The sequence below is a fragment of the Leuconostoc carnosum genome, assembly GCF_007954525.1.
Classification (GTDB): Bacteria; Bacillota; Bacilli; order Lactobacillales; family Lactobacillaceae; genus Leuconostoc; species Leuconostoc carnosum.
The window spans coordinates 1,502,982-1,525,982 of the sequence record NZ_CP042374.1 but is presented as its reverse complement, the minus strand read 5'-3'; the positions used below and the strand labels follow the sequence as shown (position 1 = coordinate 1,525,982).

General features: G+C 37.1%; 20 protein-coding genes, 1 tRNA gene and 1 other annotated feature. Of the genes, 2 read left to right on the top strand and 19 right to left on the bottom strand.

Annotation, left to right across the window (positions count from 1 at the left end; genetic code table 11):
* Nucleotides 1–352: 352 nt before the first annotated feature.
* Nucleotides 353–1,339: a phosphate acetyltransferase gene (gene pta / locus FGL89_RS07605; protein ID WP_014974566.1), complete on the bottom strand. Its 987-nt coding sequence runs from the start codon at nucleotides 1,337–1,339 to the stop codon at nucleotides 353–355.
* A gap of 107 nt (nucleotides 1,340–1,446) precedes the next feature.
* Entirely contained in the window at nucleotides 1,447–2,106 is a 660-nt protein-coding gene (locus FGL89_RS07600; protein ID WP_014974567.1) for a uracil-DNA glycosylase, read from the bottom strand.
* Between the two features lie 45 nt (nucleotides 2,107–2,151).
* On the opposite strand from FGL89_RS07600, the gene FGL89_RS07595 reads away from it, so the two are divergent.
* Complete coding sequence (locus FGL89_RS07595) at nucleotides 2,152–2,688, top strand: LURP-one-related/scramblase family protein (RefSeq protein WP_014974568.1); 537 nt, start codon at nucleotides 2,152–2,154, stop codon at nucleotides 2,686–2,688.
* 97 nt (nucleotides 2,689–2,785) lie between these two features.
* Here the strand turns inward: FGL89_RS07595 and metE are convergent, their stop codons facing one another.
* The 11 genes from metE to FGL89_RS07540 form a co-directional block, all read right to left on the bottom strand.
* Nucleotides 2,786–5,083 carry a 5-methyltetrahydropteroyltriglutamate--homocysteine S-methyltransferase gene (metE, locus tag FGL89_RS07590; RefSeq protein ID WP_014974569.1) on the bottom strand — a complete coding sequence of 766 codons (2,298 nt, stop codon included), beginning with the start codon at nucleotides 5,081–5,083 and terminating at the stop codon, nucleotides 2,786–2,788.
* A gap of 279 nt (nucleotides 5,084–5,362) precedes the next feature.
* Nucleotides 5,363–5,660, bottom strand: a binding site (T-box leader).
* Nucleotides 5,661–5,697: 37 nt separating this feature from the next.
* Complete coding sequence (locus tag FGL89_RS07585; RefSeq protein WP_014974570.1) at nucleotides 5,698–6,594, bottom strand: methylenetetrahydrofolate reductase; 897 nt, start codon at nucleotides 6,592–6,594, stop codon at nucleotides 5,698–5,700.
* A 764-nt stretch (nucleotides 6,595–7,358) separates the two neighbouring features.
* Complete coding sequence (locus tag FGL89_RS07580) at nucleotides 7,359–8,075, bottom strand: ABC transporter ATP-binding protein (protein ID WP_041773159.1); 717 nt, start codon at nucleotides 8,073–8,075, stop codon at nucleotides 7,359–7,361.
* Nucleotides 8,076–8,077: 2 nt separating this feature from the next.
* A complete protein-coding gene (locus tag FGL89_RS07575) occupies nucleotides 8,078–8,860 on the bottom strand; it encodes an ABC transporter ATP-binding protein (protein ID WP_014974573.1) in 783 nt (260 codons plus the stop codon).
* On the bottom strand, nucleotides 8,832–9,806 hold the full coding sequence (locus FGL89_RS07570; RefSeq protein WP_014974574.1) for a branched-chain amino acid ABC transporter permease: 975 nt from the start codon (nucleotides 9,804–9,806) through the stop codon (nucleotides 8,832–8,834). Before FGL89_RS07570 ends, FGL89_RS07575 begins: the two co-directional genes overlap by 29 nt.
* A gap of 4 nt (nucleotides 9,807–9,810) precedes the next feature.
* The gene (locus tag FGL89_RS07565; protein WP_014974575.1) at nucleotides 9,811–10,689 is read right to left on the bottom strand and encodes a branched-chain amino acid ABC transporter permease; all 879 of its coding nucleotides are present in this window, start codon (nucleotides 10,687–10,689) and stop codon (nucleotides 9,811–9,813) included.
* A 12-nt stretch (nucleotides 10,690–10,701) separates the two neighbouring features.
* Nucleotides 10,702–11,874, bottom strand: coding sequence for an ABC transporter substrate-binding protein (locus FGL89_RS07560; RefSeq protein ID WP_014974576.1), 1,173 nt, complete (start codon nucleotides 11,872–11,874; stop codon nucleotides 10,702–10,704).
* A gap of 39 nt (nucleotides 11,875–11,913) precedes the next feature.
* Nucleotides 11,914–13,056: a PTS sugar transporter subunit IIC gene (locus tag FGL89_RS07555; protein ID WP_014974577.1), complete on the bottom strand. Its 1,143-nt coding sequence runs from the start codon at nucleotides 13,054–13,056 to the stop codon at nucleotides 11,914–11,916.
* 373 nt (nucleotides 13,057–13,429) lie between these two features.
* Nucleotides 13,430–14,059, bottom strand: a complete 630-nt coding sequence (upp, locus tag FGL89_RS07550; protein ID WP_014974578.1) for a uracil phosphoribosyltransferase — start codon at nucleotides 14,057–14,059, stop codon at nucleotides 13,430–13,432.
* A 129-nt stretch (nucleotides 14,060–14,188) separates the two neighbouring features.
* On the bottom strand, nucleotides 14,189–15,568 hold the full coding sequence (gene brnQ, locus FGL89_RS07545) for a branched-chain amino acid transport system II carrier protein (protein ID WP_147000480.1): 1,380 nt from the start codon (nucleotides 15,566–15,568) through the stop codon (nucleotides 14,189–14,191).
* The gene (locus FGL89_RS07540; protein ID WP_014974579.1) at nucleotides 15,568–16,359 is read right to left on the bottom strand and encodes a 2-keto-4-pentenoate hydratase; all 792 of its coding nucleotides are present in this window, start codon (nucleotides 16,357–16,359) and stop codon (nucleotides 15,568–15,570) included. Before FGL89_RS07540 ends, brnQ begins: the two co-directional genes overlap by 1 nt.
* Nucleotides 16,360–16,686: 327 nt before the next feature.
* Between FGL89_RS07540 and FGL89_RS07535 the strand changes: the two genes are divergently transcribed.
* Nucleotides 16,687–16,759: transfer RNA gene (locus FGL89_RS07535), tRNA-Arg, on the top strand.
* 34 nt (nucleotides 16,760–16,793) lie between these two features.
* Here FGL89_RS07535 and FGL89_RS07530 read toward each other — a convergent pair.
* The 6 genes from FGL89_RS07530 to FGL89_RS07505 form a co-directional block, all read right to left on the bottom strand.
* Nucleotides 16,794–17,408 (bottom strand): ECF transporter S component, encoded by a 615-nt coding sequence (locus tag FGL89_RS07530; protein WP_014974580.1) that lies wholly within the window; start codon nucleotides 17,406–17,408, stop codon nucleotides 16,794–16,796.
* 203 nt (nucleotides 17,409–17,611) lie between these two features.
* Nucleotides 17,612–20,404, bottom strand: a complete 2,793-nt coding sequence (gene ileS, locus FGL89_RS07525; RefSeq protein WP_014974581.1) for an isoleucine--tRNA ligase — start codon at nucleotides 20,402–20,404, stop codon at nucleotides 17,612–17,614.
* Nucleotides 20,405–20,744: 340 nt separating this feature from the next.
* Nucleotides 20,745–21,425, bottom strand: coding sequence for a DivIVA domain-containing protein (locus FGL89_RS07520; protein WP_014974582.1), 681 nt, complete (start codon nucleotides 21,423–21,425; stop codon nucleotides 20,745–20,747).
* A 36-nt stretch (nucleotides 21,426–21,461) separates the two neighbouring features.
* Complete coding sequence (locus tag FGL89_RS07515) at nucleotides 21,462–22,256, bottom strand: YlmH family RNA-binding protein (RefSeq protein ID WP_014974583.1); 795 nt, start codon at nucleotides 22,254–22,256, stop codon at nucleotides 21,462–21,464.
* 1 nt (nucleotide 22,257) lies between these two features.
* Nucleotides 22,258–22,521 (bottom strand): YggT family protein, encoded by a 264-nt coding sequence (locus tag FGL89_RS07510; RefSeq protein ID WP_014974584.1) that lies wholly within the window; start codon nucleotides 22,519–22,521, stop codon nucleotides 22,258–22,260.
* 3 nt (nucleotides 22,522–22,524) lie between these two features.
* Nucleotides 22,525–22,977 carry a cell division protein SepF gene (locus FGL89_RS07505; protein WP_014974585.1) on the bottom strand — a complete coding sequence of 151 codons (453 nt, stop codon included), beginning with the start codon at nucleotides 22,975–22,977 and terminating at the stop codon, nucleotides 22,525–22,527.
* Nucleotides 22,978–23,001: the final 24 nt, after the last annotated feature.

The window sequence follows — 23,001 nt, the reverse complement described above, 5'->3', positions numbered from 1 at the left end:
AGTATATAATTTTCTAAATATGAGTTTATTGTCATCCTTTTGTCACATATTAACGTTATATTTACAGTTAAAATGGTAGAAAGATGGGAGAGGACTATGCAACACTATCGAACACAATTTCACACCAAATTTTGGCGCATAGCCTGCTGGTTATATCTAATCGGCTTACTTATCTATGGCTTTTATGTTATTGTTATTTCTCTGTAAAATTAAATAAGCAATTTCAAAATAGATGAACTTTACCCTTTTTAGGTATTGCCTATTTTAAACATCACTTGATGTTTCTACCTGACAATTAATAAAAGCGCTTAATACTCGATTGAGTATTAAGCGCTTTTATTAATTGTTTATGCTATACCAATGCTTGTGCAGCAGTAATAATAGCTACTTTATATACATCTTCTTCATTAGCGCCACGCGATAAGTCAGATACAGGTTTTGCCAACCCTTGAAGAATGGGCCCAATTGCTTCATAGCCACCTAAGCGCTGTGCAATCTTATAACCGATGTTCCCTGCCTCTAAACTCGGAAAGACAAATGTATTTGCTTGTCCAGCTACAGATGAGTTGGGTGCTTTAGCTTCACCAACTGAAGGGACAAAGGCCGCATCAAACTGTAATTCACCATCAATTTGATCTGCTAACTCGGGTGCCATCTCTTTAGCCAATTTGGTTGCTTCAGCTACTTTATCAACCAAAGCCGATTTTGCTGACCCCTTAGTTGAAAATGATAACATAGCGATTTTTGGTTCAATATCAAAAACTTGAGCTGTTTTTGCTGATTGTATAGCAATTTCAGCCATTGTAGGTGCATCAATATCAATATTGATTGCAGCATCAGCAAATACATAACGTTCATCGCCTTTTTGCATGATAAATGCACCCGAAATACGTGATGAGCCTGGGGCAGTTTTAATTAATTGTAATGCTGGACGAACTGTGTCCCCTGTTGGATGTGTTGCACCAGAAACCATGCCATCTGCCTTACCAGTATAGACAAGCATTGTACCGAAGTAGTTTTCATCTTTTAACCACTTGGTAGCAGTGTCTACATCTGTTTTACCCTTACGACGTGCCACTAAAGCTGCATTTAGTTCTGCTAATAGAGAAGGATCATACTGTTTTGGATCAATAATTTCAATACCAGATAAATCAAATTGATGCCCAGCTGCAGTATGTTCAATAACCTTCTTATCGCCTAACAAAATTGGCTCAATCAATCCTTCACTTGCTAGTCTAACAGCAGCTCCTTGGATACGCACATCTGTGCCTTCTGGAAAAACAATACGCTTATTTTGTCCGTTAATTTTATGTTTTAATTGCTCAAATAATTCAACCATAATACTTCCTCCAGTATACTTTATCACTGTTTATTCTTTACATTTTCATTGTAACAGAAGCATTGGTATTTGTCTTTGATTTTCAGTATATTTGTGATTTTTTTCACTCAATCTAACCAATCAATTGCCTGTCGACCATTTTTGCTCAAAAAATCATTGGCTTTTGAGAACGGTTGGCTACCAAAAAAACCGCGATATGCTGATAAAGGGCTTGGATGCGCTGACACAATTACAAGATGTCTGGACTCGTCAATAAATTTACGTTTAGATTGTGCATATTTTCCCCATAGAATGAAGACTTTTGGATTTTCATCCTCCGAAGCAATTTGAATAACCGCATCGGTGAGCGGTTCCCACACACCACCGGCATGCGCATTAGCGTGTCCTTCAGGTACGGTCAAAACTGCGTTTAGTAACAATACACCTTGGGTTGCCCAAGATGTGAGATCATGTGATGCTCGTTTCCCAATATCAGTAGTTAACTCAGTCAAAATATTACGCAATGATGGCGGTGCTGTTGTCGTATCTGGTACTGAAAAACTCAGTCCTTGTGCTTGCCCAAACTCATGATAGGGATCTTGTCCCATGATCACTACTTTTGTATTTTTTAATTGGGTGGCGAACAGTGCCGCAAAAACTCTATCCCGTGGTGGGAAAATAGTTTGGCCTTGGTAAATATTATCTAGAAAGGCTTTTATTTCTGCCAACTGTTCTGATGATAACTTATGCTTAATATAAGGTGCCCAAGATGTATTTGTTAATAACATATTTAATCTGCTTTCGTGTTAGAATTATGGTAAAGAGGAATAACCATGACGCAATACTACTTAAGACAACGGCATAGCATTAGCGATGGCGTTAACATTGTATTTGATGAAAATTTCCAAGCAAGTTACCTAGTCTCTGGTCGTAGTGGTAAAAAACATGATGAATTACATGTGCAAGATATGTCCGGTACTGTTCTTGTCCGTATTAAACAAACCTCATTTGGTATTATACCAAGATTTATCTTAAAATACCGTGGTCATGTCGTTGGTTCCATCAGTTTGACTTTCGGTCATTTTGGCGATATTGTTTACGTACGCCACTTGAGTTGGTTGATTTCTGGTAATTTCATTGCTAATCGATACTTCATTACCCACAATACCAAAAAATTACTCAGTGTCAAGCCCGATACCCGCCCAGATGGTATTTATAATAAATTAACAGTAACATTTGATTCCCAGGCACCTGTTCATATCGCCATTGCTGCACTACTTGATATCTGGGGTACAAAATCAAATCCACTAACTCATCTCAAGTGGTTACCAGGTAATAACTTAAATTATCGTCAAACCTATATGAAATAAATAGTGCATTTAATAATCATAAAAAAACTCAGAAAAAATCTGAGTTTTTTTATATATATCATTTCAAAGGCAAATTAATTCACTAACTGAATAGTTATCAAGCCTCAGCTTCGAGCTCAGTTAACACCGTATTTCTAGCTTTTTCTAAGTTTGCTAAAGCTGATAACGTTTGTTCCTCATTGCGTGTTTTCAAACCACAATCTGGATTTACCCAGAACTGCTTATCGTCAATTACTTTTAGACCACGACGAATATTATCAGCAATTTCTTCAACGGTTGGAATACGTGGTGAATGGATATCATAGACACCCAAACCAATTTGCTTGTCATAATCAACCGCTTCAAAAGCTGAAATAATTTCACCGTGTGAACGCGATGTTTCAATTGAAATCACGTCCGCATCCAAGTCTGAAATGGTACTAATGATATCTTCAAAATCTGAATAACACATATGCGTATGAATTTGTGTTTCATCACGCACACCAGTCGTTGTAATTTTGAAAGAGTAAACTGCTTCGTCCAAATAGTTTTGCCAATTGCGTTTTTTCAATGGTAACCCTTCGCGCAACGCAGGTTCATCAACTTGAATAATATTAATTCCCGCTTTTTCCAAATTAATGACTTCTTGACGTAAGGCCAAAGCAATTTGATTTTGCACGTCAGCGCGTTTGATATCGTTACGGACAAATGACCAGTTGATTATCGTCAAAGGTGCTGTCAACATCCCCTTCACAGGCTTCTCTGTTTGTGATTGGGCATAAGTTGATGCTGCTACTGTAATTGGTTCTATGTAATCAACGTCTCCAAAAATAACTGGTGGGCGAACGCCACGAGAACCATAAGATTGTACCCAACCATTTTGTGTTGCATAAAAGCCATCAAGTTTCTGACCAAAATACTCAACCATGTCTGTTCGTTCAAATTCACCATGAACCAAAACATCCAAACCTAAATCTTCTTGTAATTTAATCCAACGTGTCGTTTCTAATTTAATGAATGCATCATATTGATCATCTGTGAGATGACCCTTACGCCATGCTGCACGTTTTGCACGCACTTCTGTAGATTGAGGAAAGGATCCAATTGTAGTTGTTGGTAACTTTGGCAAATGCAACTGTGCCTGTTGTAGCTTTGAACGCTCAGCATAAGTACTATGACGTTCAACATGTGACTGATCCAAATTTTTGATAGCTGTTTGAACTGTCACATTATTACGTGCTTTTGATTCGTTCAACGCTTTCAATGCTGCAGCATTTTCAGTAAAACTAACGCGCGTATCATCACCGTTTAATGTTTGCGTTAATGTCACAATTTCTGGCAGCTTTTCATCTGCAAAGGCTAAGCCACCAAGTAACTCTGGGGCTGCTGCTGTTTCGTATTTCGTGGTAATTGGTACATGCAACAATGTGTTTGATGGTTGAATCCATAATTCTGAAGAAATACCTTGCAATTCAGTAACTAATTGCAATTTTTTTGACAAATCAGCAGTCCAAACATTATGTCCATCAATCACACCAGCTGCCAAAATTTTTTCTTTTGGAAAACCAAATTCACGGATATGTCTCAAATTCTCACCATTACCATTAACAAAATCAAGACCCACAGCCTGAACAGGTAAATTAACGACTGATTGATATGGGTCAATGGCATCAAAATAAGTTTGTAATTCGATATTGAGCTTTGGTGCCGCCGCTCTGAGAGCTTCAACTGCGCGGCGATATGGTTTTACCTCTTCTTCATGTGCCACTTTAACCAAGCTTGGTTCATCAAGTTGCACCCAGTCCACACCCGCATCCTGTAATTCTTTAAACACTTGTTGATACAATGGTAAAATACTATCAAGTAAGATATCAATATCTTTTTCAGTTGAAACATAGTCGCCATGTAACTTACCCAATTTAATCAGTGTTACCGGTCCGACAATAACTGGCTTCCCATTAACTCCTAATTCATTTTTAGCTTCTTGCCAATACTTTAACCATCGATTTTCTAGCAAACGTGGTTGCGTATTATCAAATTCTGGCACAGTATAGTGGTAATTAATATTGAACCATTTCGTCATATCGGCAGCGACGTTGTCTTTATTCCCACGAGCAATATCATAGTATTGATCTAAGGTCAATTTTTTCGTGTAAGAACCAAAGCGTGTGGGTACAATATTGAAAGCTACTGAAGTATCTAGTACATGATCATAATTTGAATTATCAGCAACAGGAACAATATCAATGCCTGCATCAATTTGCTTTTTTAAATTCGTTAAGCGAATTTCTTTTGACGTAGCATGAAATTCTTTTTCTGTCACGTCACCTTTCCAGTAAGATTCTAATAATTTTTTCCATTCACGATGTTCACCCAAACGTGGATAACCAAGGTTTGATGATTTTACTGTTGTCATATTTTTCTCCTAATTAGCTCAAGTTAAAAGTGATAGTCTTCGTAAACATGAATGTCACTTTTAACACGGTATGATATCTATTAACTGACAGCATCACATGACATAATCCATCGCACCACTACCTGTCAAAAATATTGCAGTCACAATTTTATCAGCATGTAAATAATAAATTTTTTGACAATAACTGGTCATCGCCGACCCCTTTCTAATAAGTTGTAAAGCCAATTTTTTCGTTTCTTAAAACTCAACAAACAAAAATCCCGCAGACTAAAAATTAGTCTGCGGGACGAAATCTCGTGTTACCACCCGGTTTTTATGTATCTGCAAAAAAAACAATACACCTCTCTATTGATCGCAAGGGTATGGTTCGAAAATATCTGTACATACCCCTTAAGGAATCAATGGCGCTGTAACGGGCTCACCCGAGCATGACTTATATCGTATCGGCTAATGAGCCGGCGTGTACTCGCCACACAGTAACTCCAAGACCATTTTCCTGATTCTCAGCTGTTTACTCTCACCAAACGTAAACTCTCTTTTAGCTCTAAATCAATACTTATCTCTTCACTGTTATGAATATATTATCAAAATCTCATTTTATTGTCAATAAAATTTTATGGAAAATCCAAAGATTTTGATTGAATGTCCTGATTGATTACTGGTAACATGCTTTTCAGCACACTCGGACGATTCATTGCGTATAAATGTATCCCATCAACACCATGGTTTAATAGATCATGAATTTGTTCAAGTGCGTACTCAATGCCAGCTTGCTTCAAACTATCTGGCTGGTTTTCATATTTATGAATAATTTTAACTAAACGTGATGGTAGGGATGACCCTATCATGTACGTCATACGTTCTACCTGTGCTTTACTAATAATAGGCATCACACCTGCAGAAACAGGCACTTTAATGTAATTGCTTTTTAAGGCATCTTGCATATTGTAATACACATCATTTTCAAAGAAAAATTGGGAAATCAAGAAATCAGTGCCACTGACAACCTTTTCTTTGACACCCGCCACACTAATACCAGTCACAGGATTGTCAACATGTCCTTCAGGATAGATTGCTGCACCAATATTAAATTGATTAAATTGCTTGATATCACGTATTAAATCTTTGGCATAAGGATAATATGCGTTCACGTAATCTGCATCTGGTAAATCACCACGTAATGCCAGAATGTTTTCAATGCCGGCTTGTTTGATATCGGCTAACTGATCCTGCAAAACTTCCGGTGTTTGATTGATACCTGTTAAATGATGAAGCGCTGTCACCCCAAAATGTTCTTGAATGTATTGCGCCAAATCACGTGTTTTGATATTATTACCAGAACCACCCGCACCATATGTCACACTAATGTAGTCCACGCCTAAAGCAAGTGGATCAACGTCGTTCAAAGTTTGATACAGTGATTCAATATCACCTTCTTTTTTTGGTGGGAAAATTTCAAATGATAATACTGGCGCTGGTTTTGTGTGATATATTTCAGATATTTTAGTCATAGTTCTTATCCTTTATAATTAATTGTGTTATCAATTCTATTCAGAACATGACTGCATCTACTGCTCCACACCCTTTCAAAAAAACATTCGTAGTTATCTTCTCACCGTGCAAATAATATATTTTAAAAGCTGTTACCATTGTCGTCTCTCTTCATTCGTTATTATCCAACCACATAAATTTATCCAGTTGCCGTCCCAATTAGTTTTTGTGCATGATAATAGAAAGCCCCGCCGTATGAATCGTATAAGCCGATGATAAAAATAATCCTGTGCCAATACCACTAGCCAAACCAATCATTTGTATTTGTCTTGAACTCATTGCACGCTTTAATTATTTTGCCATATTGCCCTTATATTTTCTATCCAATTATTCATTTTATAATGCAACAAAAAATCCCACAGTTTGAACCTAATCAAACTGTGGGACGAATTATCGTGTTACCACCCAGCATTTATATATTTAAAAAACATACCTCACACAATCACTTTTATTTTGCTTTGAAAATATCTGAACAAAATAATAGGAATTATGGTAGCTATAACGGGCTCTCCCGGACATTGCTCACACCGTATCAACATATGAGTTGGCGTATGCTCACAATGACATTTCTCCAAGACCATTTTCATATAATCACGTCATCTACTTGCACCAAACGTAGACTCTCTTAGAACGCTTATCACATTACTTATCTTTTCATCGTTGAACACATGTTATCAAGTATAACTTCATGTGTCAAGCTTTAATTTGTAATTGATTACTAACCTTAACCGCCAAGATAAGCTTGACGAACATCAGCTGATGCTAATAATTCTTCTCCGGTGCCTGTTGCAGTAATTTTACCACCTTCAATTACATAGCCCCGATCAGCTATTTTTAACGCCTGATTAGCATTTTGCTCAATCACTAGCACCGTCACACCAGTATCTCGGATATTTTGAATAATATCAAATATTTTTTGAATGTAAAGTGGCGCAAGTCCCATTGAAGGTTCGTCTAATAAAATGATTTTTGGCTTTGCCATTAAGGCACGACCAATAGCGAGCATTTGTTGCTCCCCTCCTGACAACGTTGCTGCATCCTGATTTCGACGATCTTTTAAAATTGGAAAATGCTCATATACAGCTTCATAAGCCGCATTATTTTGAGATTTACCAGAAATCGTAAAAGCGCCAAGTTGTAGGTTTTCTTGAACACTCATACCCGGAAACACACGACGTCCCTCCGGTACGTGAACAATGCCACTGCGAACACGCCTTTCAGATGGCATACGATTTAAAATTTGGTGTTCAAAAGAAATAATACCGTCAGCGACTTTCTCTAATCCAGAAATTGTACGTAAAATTGTACTTTTCCCTGCACCATTAGCCCCGATTAATGTGACGATTTCACCACTATTAACAGAAAAACTCACACCACGAACGGCCTTAATCGCACCGTAATTCACACTTAAATTATCCACTTTCAACAATTCTTCAGCCATTATCAACCTTCTTCCCCCAGGTAAGCTTTAATTACTGCTGGATTATTTTGAATTTCAATTGGTGTTCCCGTTGCCAAAACTTTGCCATATTCTAATACATAAAGTCTTTCACTGACAGCCATGACCAAGTTCATATCATGCTCTATCAAAATAATGGTCATTTTAAACTGCACTTGAATTTGCTTGATTAAATCTGTCAATTCTTTCGTTTCTTGAGGATTCATACCAGCGGCAGGCTCGTCTAAAAATAGAATTGCCGGTTTAGTCGCCAATGCACGAACAATTTCTAACCGTCGTTGTTGACCATAAGATAAATTATCTGCTAACTCATCTGCTACATTTGTCATACCAAAAATGTCGAGCAATGCCATCGCCTGTTGTTGACGTTTTTCTTCATTTTTATAGAAACTTGGTGTACGTAATATTGCCTGCAAAGAATATGACTTATTTTTAGCAGTCATAGCAATCAATACATTTTCTAACACTGTTCTACTTTTAAATAAGCGAATATTTTGAAAAGTACGGGCAATACCTAATTGTGAACGTTTATATGGTGATAATTGATTAATATTGATCAGTTTATCATTACTAAAAATTGATACTTCACCATTAGTTGGTTTATAAACACCTGTTAGTAAATTAAATAATGTTGTTTTTCCAGCACCGTTTGGTCCAATAAGTCCAACAAGCTCATTTTCACGTGCTTCTATTGATACTTGATCAACAGCTGTCACACCACCAAATCTCACACTCAGATCACGCGTTTTTAGAATGGTCCTTGTCATTATCGCCTCCTGAACTAAATAGCATTGTCTTTAAAGAAAATTCGAACGTACCAAGCAAACCTTGTGGTCTAAATAGCATCACAATAATTAAGATTAAAGCATAAATAACCATACGTAATGAACCAAAGCTTTGTAATACAACATCCAAAATTCCCAACGCAACAGCTGTTATTACAGTACCGCTAATTGACCCAATACCACCTAAAACAACAATAATCAAAATTGTAATACTTTGCATAAAGGAATAATCTTGTGGTGAAACCGATTGGATAAAGCTAGCACGTAAGCCACCTGCAAGTGCTGCTAACATCGCTCCAATAACAAACGCAATAACTTTATATTTTGTCGTGTTAATACCTAAAGATTCAGCTGCAATTTCATTATCACGAACTGCAATAATTGCACGTCCTGTTGTACTACGAACTAAATTCACAACAACAATAATCGTTAATACACTTAATCCAAACACTACTTGCCAATTCACAAAAGATGGAATAGCAAAAATACCGGCCGGACCGCGAGTAATTTTTAAATTCATAATTAAAATACGAATAATTTCTGCAACACCAAGTGTTGCAATGGCTAAATAATCTCCACGTAAACGTAATGTTGGTATACCCACAATTAAAGCAACAATGCCACTTAACGTGGCGCCAATCAATAAGCTAATAACAAAACCAAATACTGTTGGAATAGCTGTAGCAATTAATGCGGTAGCATAAGCGCCAATGGCCATAAATCCAGCATGTCCAAGTGAGAATTGACCAGACATTCCAATTACCAAATTTAGACCAACCGCTGCAATTAAATTAATCCCAATCAATACAATAGTTGTCATGCCATATGGACCAATAATATTGAAAATGGTCATAACAAAAATTAAAATAAATATCATCAAAGCCAATGTAGCCCAGCTCAACGTATACTTTATATGCGTTTTATCCATGAACTTACACCTTTTCCCGCTTATTTTTACCTAAAATACCAGTAGGCTTTAACAACAAAATAATAATTAATATTGCATAAACAATAGCATCTTTGTAGTTCGATAAACCAACCGCTTGCGCCATTGTTTCTAATATGCCAATTAACCAACCACCCAGCGCTGCGCCAGGAATAATCCCAATACCACCTAACACGGCCGCAACAAAGGCTTTAATTCCTGGTGTCATGCCCATCAATGGATCAATATTATTGTAGTAAAGGCCAATTAATACACCACCCGCAGCTGCTAAGGCAGACCCGATCGCAAAGGTAAATGAAATCGTACGACTAACGTTAATACCCATTAAAATGGCTGCTTCTTCATCAGCAGAGACAGCGCGCATGGCACGTCCCATTTTTGTCCTTTTAACAATTAGATGCAATAATATCATCAAAGCAACTGCTGTTGTCACAATAATAATTTGAATATTGGAAATTTGTAAAGCACCAAAATGATATTGTGTTGTTTCAATTGCCTGTGGAAACGCTCTTTTATCGGAACCATAAAGGTAACTCATCCCATTTTGCAAAAAAAACGAGACCCCTAAAGCAGAAATTAACACAGCAATTCTTGGTGAGTGACGCAGTGGTCGATAAGCTATAAATTCAATCAACATACCCAAAACCGAACAGATAGCCATTGATAAAATTAAAGCAATAAAGAAATTCAAATGCATGACTCTAATAAAAAAATAACCAAAATATGCACCCAGCATGTAAACATCACCATGCGCAAAATTAATTAGTTTAATAATACCGTAAACCATCGTGTATCCTAAAGCTAATAATGCATAGACGCTTCCAAGAATGACACCGTTGATTAATTGTTGAATTATACTCGACACAACATCCACCTTTTATTTAACAACCGTTGCGGTTGTATCTTTTCCATCTTTTACGCCAACCATAACAATGGGTTTCTGAGGATTATGGAATTCATCCATTGTCATTTCACCAGTTGCACCTTCAAAATTCTTAATATTAGCTAAACCAGTTGTAATTTTAGCCTTATCTATTGATTTTTCATCTTCAATGGCTTGCTTAATCATATAAACAGCATCATATGTTAATGCAGTAAATTGTGAAGGTTCTTGCTTATATTCCTTACGATATGCAGTCACAAATTTTTTAGCAGCATCAGTCGATAAAGCTTGTGTTGAAAAATGTGCGGCATAATAAACATCACTTGTATTTTTATTACCAGCAATTTCAGCCAACTTTGGATCACCCAATCCATCTGGGCCAATAACTGGCACATCAATACCCATATCACGTGCTTGCTTCAAAATTGCACCGGCTTCAGTATAGTAACCATTAATTACGATTGCATCAAATTTTTTATTCTTAATCTTTGTCAAAATTGCTTGGAAATCAGTATCACCTGCTTGATATGAATCAGTTTCAACAATATTTCCTGTATAAGCTTTTTTGAAAGCTGCTGTGATACCTGTACCATAGTCAGAAGAATTATCTTGGAAAACAATGACATTCTTAGCTTTAATGTTATCTGTTGCAAACTTGGCCATCTTAGTACCTAAATATGAATTTTTGAATTGTGCACGGAAAACATAAGGCTGTACTTTACCATTTTTTTGAACTGAAATATTATCAGCCCCAGCAGTTGGAGAAATCATGGGTGTTTTACCTTTGGTAGTAGCTGGAATCGCTGCTTGAACAGCTGAAGTAACAACTGGTCCCACAATGGCATTTACTTGATTATTGTTTATCAAGTTTGTGGTTACAGAGGCTGCCTCAGTATTATCTGATTTACTGTCCTTGTTAACCATTTTGAATTTGTAGTTTTTACCATCGACTTTAACGCCGCCGTCATCATTAATACGTTTAACAGCAAAGTTAGCACCCTTTTGCTCGGCTTGCCCATATGCCGAAATATTACCAGATGTATCAAATACACCTCCAATTTTGATCGTATTACTTGACTTAGTGTCAGATTTTTTTGCAACACCAATCCCAATAACTGCGCCGACAATCACGACAAATGCTGATATAATGATAATAATTTTTTTCATCTTATTTATTTCTCCCAAGAGTTTTTTGAATTCAGTGTATTAAATCATTTCTAAATGTAATTGTTCTGGTTTCGCCCAGCCCATTTTACGCATGATACGATATCCGACAAACGATACAATCACCGGCACCCCAACACCAACGCCCATATATGCAGCAAACGCTACTGGGTTCGATCCGGCCAAAGCCAATGGTACAATAAATGAATTGAAGCCAATACCAGCCATAGCAAATGGTGCGGTCACATGAAATACCATTGTCGCAATAGGTGCTGCAATAGCGGCACCTATCATTGGTGGTATGATCAAAGCTGGATTTTTAGTTAAATTAGGAAATTGAATTTTCGGTGTAACAATACCTTGTGCGATTGTAGCGCCAATTTTGTTTTCGTGAAATGACATTGCAGGAAAACCGACAAATACGGCTGTTGTACCAATCAAGATTGCACCTGCTGCTTCAGGTGAAGTCACACCTGTTGCACCAATGGCAACTGCCAATGCTGCAGCAGAAGCTGGTGTCATTGTCATAGCACCAAATGCCATTGCTACAATGGCCGTACCAATCACTGGATTGATTGCAACACTTGAAGCAATAAATTGTCCAACTGCCACCAAAGCCGGTGTTGTCACTGCAGCCAAGTAATAACCACTTACTGTACCAACAATCGTTGTGGCTGCTGGTACAATCACCATATCTAATGGTGTTTTACCACTTAACCATTTTCCAAACAAAACTGCGATAATAGCAGCAATGACAGCTGATATGGGTTGACCCGTTGTAATAATAGTTGAACCTGCTGCTTGCATTCCGGCATAACCTGTAGCAGTAACACCTTGAACAGCTGAATCACTGAAGAATACCGCATTAGCACCTACTGTTGAAGCAGCCATGGCACTAAACATAACCATTGTATTCGTCTTCATTTGTGAAGCAACTGCAGCACCAAATGCAGCTGGCAACAATATTTTTGTGATTGCACCCATCTGAACCATTGGTTCCCATTGGATAAAACCTGCAATGGTCTGCAATAATAATCCCATACCCAATGTTACCAAAATAGCATTGGAAACGGCAGCCGAGGTATTATATACAATATCGCGTACAGATTCTTTGGCCTCACCAACTTTTTCTTGAATCACTTCTTTGTCAACTTGACTATCTTTCATCATTGCATTTTGTGCCATAACTCTAATCTCCCTTTAATCTACACTCCAATTAAGCAGTGTAGTCATTAGGACAAAATAAAACGTCCTAACGACTACTGGTTAGGACGTTTTCACGTATATTTCCTAACCAACCACTAAGCCTGTACAAGTTTAGTGGTTGGTTCTGCTCAAATAACAACCAACTAAACTCAGATGAGAAGGAGGTTGAGGAGGAGTGTGTTATTAATTTGGTTAGTAGATACTTTGATCATAATGACTCTCCTTGTTTGAGCAATTACTTGCTTGTTTCTTGATGTTTATTACTATACATAGATTAATTTAAAATGTCAATACTTTTGATTAACTTCGTCAAAATAATTAAATTATCATTTGATTGCAAGACAATATTCACTTACATTGTACCAAATAGTCTGTCTCCTGCATCACCTAAACCAGGAACAATATAACCATGTTCATTAAGCTTTTCGTCTAATGAGCCAGTGTAAATATCAACATCTGGGTGTGCTTGTTGCACTGCCTCAACACCTTCAGGTGCTGAAACAAGCGTAATCAATTTAATATGTTTTGCGCCACGCTTCTTTAGTGCCAAAATAGCATCCTTCGCTGAACCTCCAGTCGCAAGCATTGGGTCAACCAATAAAACATCACGCTGATCAATATCTTCTGGCAATTTAATAAAATATTCAACCGGTTCTAGTGTTTGTTCATCACGATACATGCCTATATGCCCAATTTTTGCAGCCGGAATAAGTTGCACAATACCATCAACCATTCCTAATCCAGCACGTAAAATAGGTACAACAGCTAATTTTTTACCAGCTAACTGTTTTTTAGTTGTTGTTGCAACAGGTGTCTCAACAACAACGTCTTCCAATTGCAGATCACGACTAGCTTCATAAGTCATTAGCATAGCAATTTCATCTACTAAAGCCCGAAAGTCTTTGGTACCGACGTTCTTATTACGAATCATCGTCAGCTTATGCTGGATTAAGGGGTGATCCATTTCAACAAATTTTCCCATGGTATTAAAGATTATACTTAACATGACCCTCCCGCCAAGCTAACTGGTGTGGTCTGCCAAATATATTTCCTTTCAATTTAGTTCCAATCCTATTATAACAAAAAAGCCCCCATAACGGGGACTTTCTCATTATCTATCAGAAACTGTACCCACTGATAAACTTGTTTGCTGCTTCTGGGTTGTCGCCGCAAAAGCATATAAGACAAAGCCTACTATTGTACCAAGCAATCCGGGAACTAACCAACCAAATCCCAAAGCTGAAAACGGTATATATTGATGGTATGCTGAGACAAGGCCTTGAACAACAGTATTACTCATAAACGGTGAATTAGCCAGAGCATCTAATACGGCAGGTAATGCAACACCTACTACAACACTACGATAAACCAAGCTCGAGCGGTTAAAGTAATTAGAAAAGAGCGATAATAATATCAGAACCAAGGCAAAAGGATATAATAACATTAATACTGGAACTGACCATGCCACAATGTTGGTTAATCCGGCATTTGCAGTAACGAATGAACCAAAGGCAATAAGACGTAAAAACCAAAGATAACTTACTTTAGGAAAAGCTAAATGTAAATCTTGTGCAAATGAGACGAATAATCCCATAGCTGTCGTAAAGACAGCTAAAGTGACCAAAACACCAGTTAACGCTGTACCAAAATTACCAGCAAAATGTGCAATGATTTGTGCAAAAGCATCACCACCGTTAGCAGCAGCTTTAAATTTACCTAAGCTAGAAACACCTAGCAAAACTAAACTAGTGTAGATGACTGCTTCAAAAATAATACTCAATAAACCTGCTTTAGCTAATACTTTTGATATTTGATGATCTCTAAATCCAAGACCTTTAACAGCATAAACAACTGATACAGCTAGCGCTAGTAATGCCAAACCGTCCATTGTGTTATAACCATCAAGTACACCTTGTAATCCAGCATTATTTTGATACGCTGTATTCACAACTTGATGTGTACCGCCCATTGGCATAAATAATGCGACCAATAAAACAACAATTAACAAACCAATAAACAATGGATTTAAATATTTACCAATATGCTTGGTAAGCTGTGACTGCTTAATTGTTAGAAAATATGCTAGTCCAAAAAACAAAGCAGAAAAAACTAACATCCCTAATTGCTGATCACGTGGGGCTAAAAATGGTGCCACTCCCATTGAAAATGCTGTTGCAGCTGTACGTGGTGTGCCAAAAAAAGGGCCAATAGTTAGATGAATAGTAACTAAAAATAATACACCAAACAAGTGTCCAACAGGTTGTGCGACATCGTAAACACTACGACTGCGCGTTACACTGACAGCTAACATGGCTAAAAATGGTACAACTGTGCCAGTTACTAAAAATCCCAAGGTAGCAGGAATCCAATTTGATCCAGATAGTTGTCCAAGTTGTACCGGAAAAATTAAATTTCCAGCACCAAAGAACATGCCAAAAATTAATGATGCGATGAGTAATAGTTGACGCCATGTTAACTTTTTTTCTACCATTATTTCTCTCCCTCAACCTTGAGTACAACTTCACCAAATCCACCAGTAAAATCAACACGCCATTCGCCAACAGTTAAATTTGGTGGTAGCAAGAATGTACCTGTTGAAGCATGTGTTCCTGCTGGAAAATTTTTCCCCTGTACTGCTAACTTTGCCACCAACCACTTTAATGATTCAACTGGATTTCCTAAGACTTCGCTGCCTTTCCCGTAACCTTTCTTGTTACCATCATGGGTTAAAGTGGCACTAACTTCTGCCAGTTCGTCAACAGTAAGTGTTGCGCCATCCCTCACTTTACCTGATACGACAGCACCACCAACAGCTGTGTCACTTAAAACAAGATATTTATCTAATTTTGGAAACCAATTTTTAAAACGGGCATCTGGCACTTCTAACGCAGGTGCCACAGTTGTATTTTGTAATAATTCTTCTTTGGTCATTTTAGGTGTCAAATCAACTTTAGCTGTAAATTGAAACTCCACTTCAACTAATGGTTCATTATAATCTGCTAAATTTAAGACGTAGGGCGCTTGCACAAAACGCTGCGCTACTTGTGCACCATACAATGGTGAATCTGATGAAAACATTGCCTGTGTCTCAGGCGAAGTCAGTGAGACTTTGTATCCAGCAGTGGGTTCTTTTTTTAATGCCATCACAGCTTCTTGGACTGCGTAAGCTGTATCAAAATCATTTACTACCCCAACATATTCATCTCGATCTAGAGGTGTATTCGTTTTAAATGCCTCAAATAATTTTTGTGCGAGTGCCTGTTGTTCTAATGTTAATGTCATAATATTCTCCTTTAAAATAAAACAAAAAAGGACAAGCTACTTACGAAAGCAGCTTGTCCTTTTCGACTATCATCAGCTGCCTATCAATAGAATTGATAGGCACTGCAAAGTATCAGCACCTATCACTAAATAATGATAATGCTGATAATAATTTGTGCAGTTGTTGTAACTGATGTTGTCATTTGTTTATCTCTTCTTTTATTTAATATAATAATTAAAACATATTAATTTTAAACTGTCAACCTCTAATTATTATCACACTATTGTTTAGCCTTTAATAACTGATATTTTGTTTTTTAATCACTTTAAGGTATAATAGTATAGTTCGCACTAATAGTTTAACAGGATAAAACGGGGACCTCCTAAGTCTTTGATCCCAGTTCGAGTCTGGGTTAGTGCATAAAAAAACTGTGAATATTATATTCACAGTTTTTTTAACCTTTTATTTCTGAACGTTCAGCTATTGGTAATAAAATGTTACCAATGACACTCACTAGAATAAAACCAACGATCATTTCAAATATTGCATTAAATGAGACAATGCTTATCAGCCAACCCAGTAAGTTATGCTGCGGTATACCAGTAAAATTTGTTTGCATAATGGTGAAACCAAGCGTCGTTAACAAAACAACACCTATGGTGTTGATTAGCGCAGCCAGCACCCCTAATCCACCCAAACCAAGTAGTTTAATACGGTTTGGTTGTTGACGAAGTAAACGATTAAACAACCAGCCCACAAGATACCCTACTAAAATACGTGGTAATAATGCTGTCAATGGATTTTGGAACATTAACGAACCAATCGTTCCAGGATGAGTTATTGCGTTGATAAAAGAAAATAAACCCCAAAACATACCCACTACTGCCCCGTACTTTGGACCTAATATGACACCGGCAATAGCAACAGTGAAAGGAATGATCGTAGCACTAGCGCCAATAACAAATGCCCCTAGTGGTAATAATCCTAGCCAAGGTACGAAAAATTGTAACATGACTATCGCCACAAAAAGTGTCGTCACCACATAATATTTTATTTTATGATTTGTCATAATTAGTTTCACAATAGCTAGTACTTGATCAATAAATCACTAGCTTCTTTCCGATTAATATTTATATTATAAACTATCTTATGATATAAATATACTAAGGATTCACTCATTAAACAATAACGTATTTAATTTGACCATCTCTATGCATTAAAAAAATCCTGAAAGTATTACTATCAGGATTTTTTATTCAGATAACTTTTATTTTATTCAAATCCTTCAACTAAAGCCTCTGGATAAAACTCACGAACGATTTCTGCTTCATGTTTTGATAATTCTGGGAAATCAGCATCAGCACCAAGATCTTCGTGGTACAAACGGTCACGTGGTGAAACACCGCCAACAGCGTGTGACACAGCCACCTTTACACCATCATAATCCTTCACATCAGCGCCGTTTTCAACGGTATCAACGTGTAATTGTGATACCATCAAAATTAAGCGGACATTGATATCTAAATCATCTACCAATTGCTTTTGATCTTTTGTCAAATATAATGTTAGAGCTGCCTCAGCATTTTTACCAATAAGATCTGTTGCACGTGCCTCTTCCAATGCTTTATTGACAGAATCACGTAGATTCATAAACTGCTTCCAGTTAGCCAATAATTCATGCGTTTCACCATAATCTTGGACTTCTGGCATGTCAGTTAAGTAAGCAAATTCTGCTGTTTCATTTGGCAAATATTCCCATACCTCTTCTGCAGTGTGTGGCAAAATTGGCAATAGTAACTTCGTTAATGCCGTTAATGTCTCATAAAACACTGTCTGCATAGAACGACGTACCAGACTAGTAGGTGCTTCAACATAAACGACATCTTTGGCAATATCTAAGTAGAATGCTGATAAATCAACGTTAACAAAATTAATCAGACGCTTAAAGATGTCATTAAATTGATAATTATCATAATAATTTCGAACATCTTTAACAAAATCATTCAATAATACTGAGAAGTAACGATCATGACCAGCACGCTGGGCAAATGGCACCGCATCTTGATCATAATTAAAGTCTGATGTATTAGCCATAAGGAAACGCAATGTATTACGCACTTTACGATAGTTTTCAGAAACCTGTTTCAAAATTTCATGAGATACAGGCATATCTTGTGAAGTATCAACAGAAATTGTCCATAAACGCAAGATTTCAATTCCCATTTTATCTGCAACTTCAAGTGGTGAAATAGTGTTCCCCAAAGACTTAGACATCTTATTGCCATTACCGTCTAAAGTAAATCCTTGTGACAAAACATTTTTGTAAGGTGCATGTCCCGTAACAGCAACAGACGTAATTAATGATGAATTAAACCAACCACGATACTGATCGGAACCTTCTAAGTATAGGTCAGCTGGATAATCTAAGTAATCGCGCGTAGCCATAACACCAGACCAAGATGACCCAGAATCAAACCAAACGTCCATGATGTCTTCTTCTTTTTTAAATACACCATTTGGTGAGTGCTCATTCGTATAGCCTTCTGGTAATAAGTCTTTAGCATCATGTTCAAACCAATAATTTGAACCATGTTCAGCAAACAAATCAGCTACGTGATTAATAATCTTTTGATCCAAAATTGGTGTTTGATCTTCAGCATAAAAAATTGGTAGCGGAACACCCCAAACACGTTGCCGTGAAATAACCCAATCGCCACGATCGCGAATCATATTATATAATCGTTTCTTCCCCCATTCAGGGTAGAACTTCACATTATCAATTTCATTCAAAATTTGCTGACGGAACTTTTCTACAGAAGCAAACCATTGTGGTACAGCTCGCCAAATAATTGGTTTCTTTGTACGCCAATCAAATGGGTATGAATGCGTAATCTTTTCCTTCGCTAAAAACAAATTTGCTTCAGTCAGCTTATTAATTACAGTATCAGCTACATCATCGTAAAACTGTCCTTCAAAATCAGGACCAGCATTTTTTGTCATATAACCTTTTTCATCAACAGTAACCTTGATTTCCAAGCCATATTTTTGTCCAACATTAAAATCGTCTTCACCAAATCCAGGAGCTGTATGAACTAAGCCAGTACCAGAATCCAGTGTGACATGATCTGCATTCATCACTAATTCTTCTGCATCAGTATCCCATGGATGATAGGCTGTAATGCGATCTAATTCTTGACCTTTGTATGTAGCTAATGTTGTATAAGATTCCCAACCAAATTTTGAGGTAATGGCTTCTAGGCGTCCAGTGGCAACTACAAATTTACGTGTATCACCGACGGGCTGAATTACTGAATATTCGAAGTCAGGGCCTAATGTAATACCACGCGATGCCGTTACTGTAAACGGCGTCGTTGTCCATACAACAAAGTAAGTATCGTCATCAAGAATTCCCTTCCCATCTTTTACTTTGTTTGCATAATACAATGATGTTGAGTCAATATCGTGATACTCAATTTCAGCTTCAGCCAAGGCTGATTCAGATGACCAAGACCAATAAACAGGTTTTTGGCCTTTGAAAATATAACCTTTTCCTGCCATTTCACCAAAAACGCGTATCTGTGCTGCTTCAAATTCAGGCAGTAATGTAATGTATGGTCGTTGCCAATCAGCCATAACACCTAAACGCTTGAAATCATTACGTTGTTTATCTACCTGTTCTAGTGCAAAGTCTTTAGCCAGGTCACGCCATTTTGATTTTGGCATTGATTTGCGATCATAGCCAGCTTTAGTCAACTGTTGTTCAATTGGCAAACCATGAGTATCCCATCCAGGAACATAAGGCGCATAAAAACCAGCCATATTCTTATAACGCAAAATAATATCTTTTGAAATCTTGTTCATCGCATGACCCAAATGAATGTTACCATTAGCATATGGTGGTCCATCGTGCAAATTAAAATGAGGCTTTTGCTCATTTTGAATCAAACGCTTTTCATATAATTCGCCATCATCCCATTTCTTTTGACGGACAGGTTCTGTCTTCGGTAATGAACCACGCATCGGAAAACCGGTTTTCCCTAAATTCAATGTATCTTTATATTTCATATGCTCTTCTCCTCATAATATCGTTCGCATGTTTGACAATGTGAAGTAACACCGATGATTCACCTTAGATTGATAATAAGATGAATCAAATAACAGTATCAAATAAAAAAAGTCCCTATGTCTTACGACATAGGGACGCTAAAGCGTGGTACCACCCAATATTTGATCACACTAACATATGATCCTCAATTCAGTAATAACGACCTGCGCCGATTGAACTTACGTGAAATTTCAGTTCAACAAACTAGTAACTGATCTGAAGGACTACAGGGACGATCATCTCTAACCACCATGACTCGCTGCGCGTATGTATGCCCATCTTGCTGTGTTACGCTTTTTATTATTTATTATTCGTTTTGTCTTCTGCCTCTGGCAGCACAACTACTGGGCCATCTTGTTCAGAAATACTTTCAGGCGCCGTTATAGTTTCAGAAACTTCTGAATCATCTTTAATCATTTCAGAAGTTTCTAGTTGGTTTTCTTGCTGTACCACACGTTGCGCGGTTACTTCACCCATTGGCAAATGATGCACTGCTTCTGCTAGTTCATCATTTTCTAATAGTTTACTCTGAAGTGACAATAGTTTCAAGAAGGAATTTTTGAAATTTTCAACTTCAGTCCGTAACTGATTCTGTTCTTTAACTAAACCAGCGTTTTCCTGTGCTAAATGAATGGCTTCTGACTCCGCTTTTGTACGTGCATCACTAATAATTTTTGTTGCTGCTTCTTGTGCGTGCGTTAATTGTTTCTTAACTTCACTATCTGCCTCTTTTTTGAGACGATCAGCTGCTTCTTGTGCTACGAAAATAGACTGGTTTACTTGTTCACGTTTGGCTTCTAGTTCATCAACAGTACTTTTCAATTTAGCATTTTCAGCAATTAGTTGTTCACGATCAGCAATAACTGATTGATAATCAGTATTTACTTGATCCAAAAATACATCAACTTCAGATGCTACATATGCTCGTGAGCCCTTTTTAGTAAAATCATGATCTAAAATTTCGTCAGGTGTTAATACCATTATGATCTCCTTTAGTTTGACCTATATTTATTTGTTTCAACGACGAATAATATTTACAACTGTCTTAATTTTATCTTTTTTGCTAAATCCGTCAAGTAGAGTTAATTGTAAGCGACCATATTTCCTAACAGACACTATATCACCGACACTAATCATAAAATCAGGTTTATCAATAACCGTCCAATTAATTCGAACACGACGCTGCTCTACTAGTGATTTTGCCAAACTACGGGAGATAGCAAATGCAGCTGCAATAACTGTATCCACACGTAATGAAGATGATAATAAAAATATTTCTTCCCAGTCATCATGCTTTTGAATCACATGACTGAAATCAGCAACACTTAACGTTATTTTAACATGACCTACTTTCTCAATAGTCTGTTGTAAATAAGGCACCATTTTTGCATCGACAATAATTTGCCATTGCTGACTATCATCAAATAAAATGTCACCGATGACATCTCGTGTAATACCAGCGTTCATCAATGATCCTAGCAAAGTAGAATGATGCAATTCAACAAATTTTACAGGGTATTTCACCTCTAGTAGTGCCAATTCAAAATCAGATAAATTAAATTGATAAAAATCAGGTGCAATGATGGCGCGTTGATTTTCAGCACCAATAGTACCACCATTATACGTCACAGTTAAATCTTTAACACGATTAACCAGTGTCTGTAAAATGTATTGTTCGCGTGGATTTAAAAATTTCGTTAAAATACCACGATACTCATCTTCACTTTGGCGAATCCATTCACCAACTTGTTGGATGAATTCAGATTCTTCAGGTCTAAAATGCTGTTCAATTGTCGATAATTTGTCTGTCATTTTAGAACAAAAGCAGTATCAGATGTGACAATCCACTCACAGCAAAATTCAAAACTAAAATAGCAATGATTGGAGAAATATCAATCATCCCACCAATTGGTGGAATGACACGAAATAAATTCAAATATGGTAATACAATTCGTCCTAGCCATTGCCCCAACTTTGATTGCTGAGCACCTGGTAACCAAGACATTAAAACATAAATAACAATTGCATATTCATAATAACGTGCAATACGAAGAATCCAACTTAATATTTCAATCATATATTAATACCGTGTGTTGGGTTCTAAATTATCTGTTAACGTTCCTGAAATTTCAAACGTGTCAGGTGTTACCAGGAAAATAGATTGCCCAATACGCTCAATTTCACCATTAACTGCATATACTGCGCCACCCAAAAAATCCAATATGCGCTTAGCTTGTGCTTCGTCAATTTGCGTAAAGTTAACAATAACAGCTTCACCACCTAAAATTTGAGAAGCAATTGCACGTGAATCTGAATATACTTTCGGCTCAAATAACGCAATTTTACTGTTTTCATTATTTGAATCCATCATAGCTTGTGATGATGGCGTCGTTTGACGACCAAAACGTGTTGGCTGTTGTGATGTTACTGCTTGCTGTGGTTGCTCTTGATAATCATTGTTATCATAACCATCTTCATAATAATCGTCATCATCATTGCTGAAAAGACGCTTCAATGTTTCACCAAATGCCATGTAATCTCCTTAACCCTGTCTATT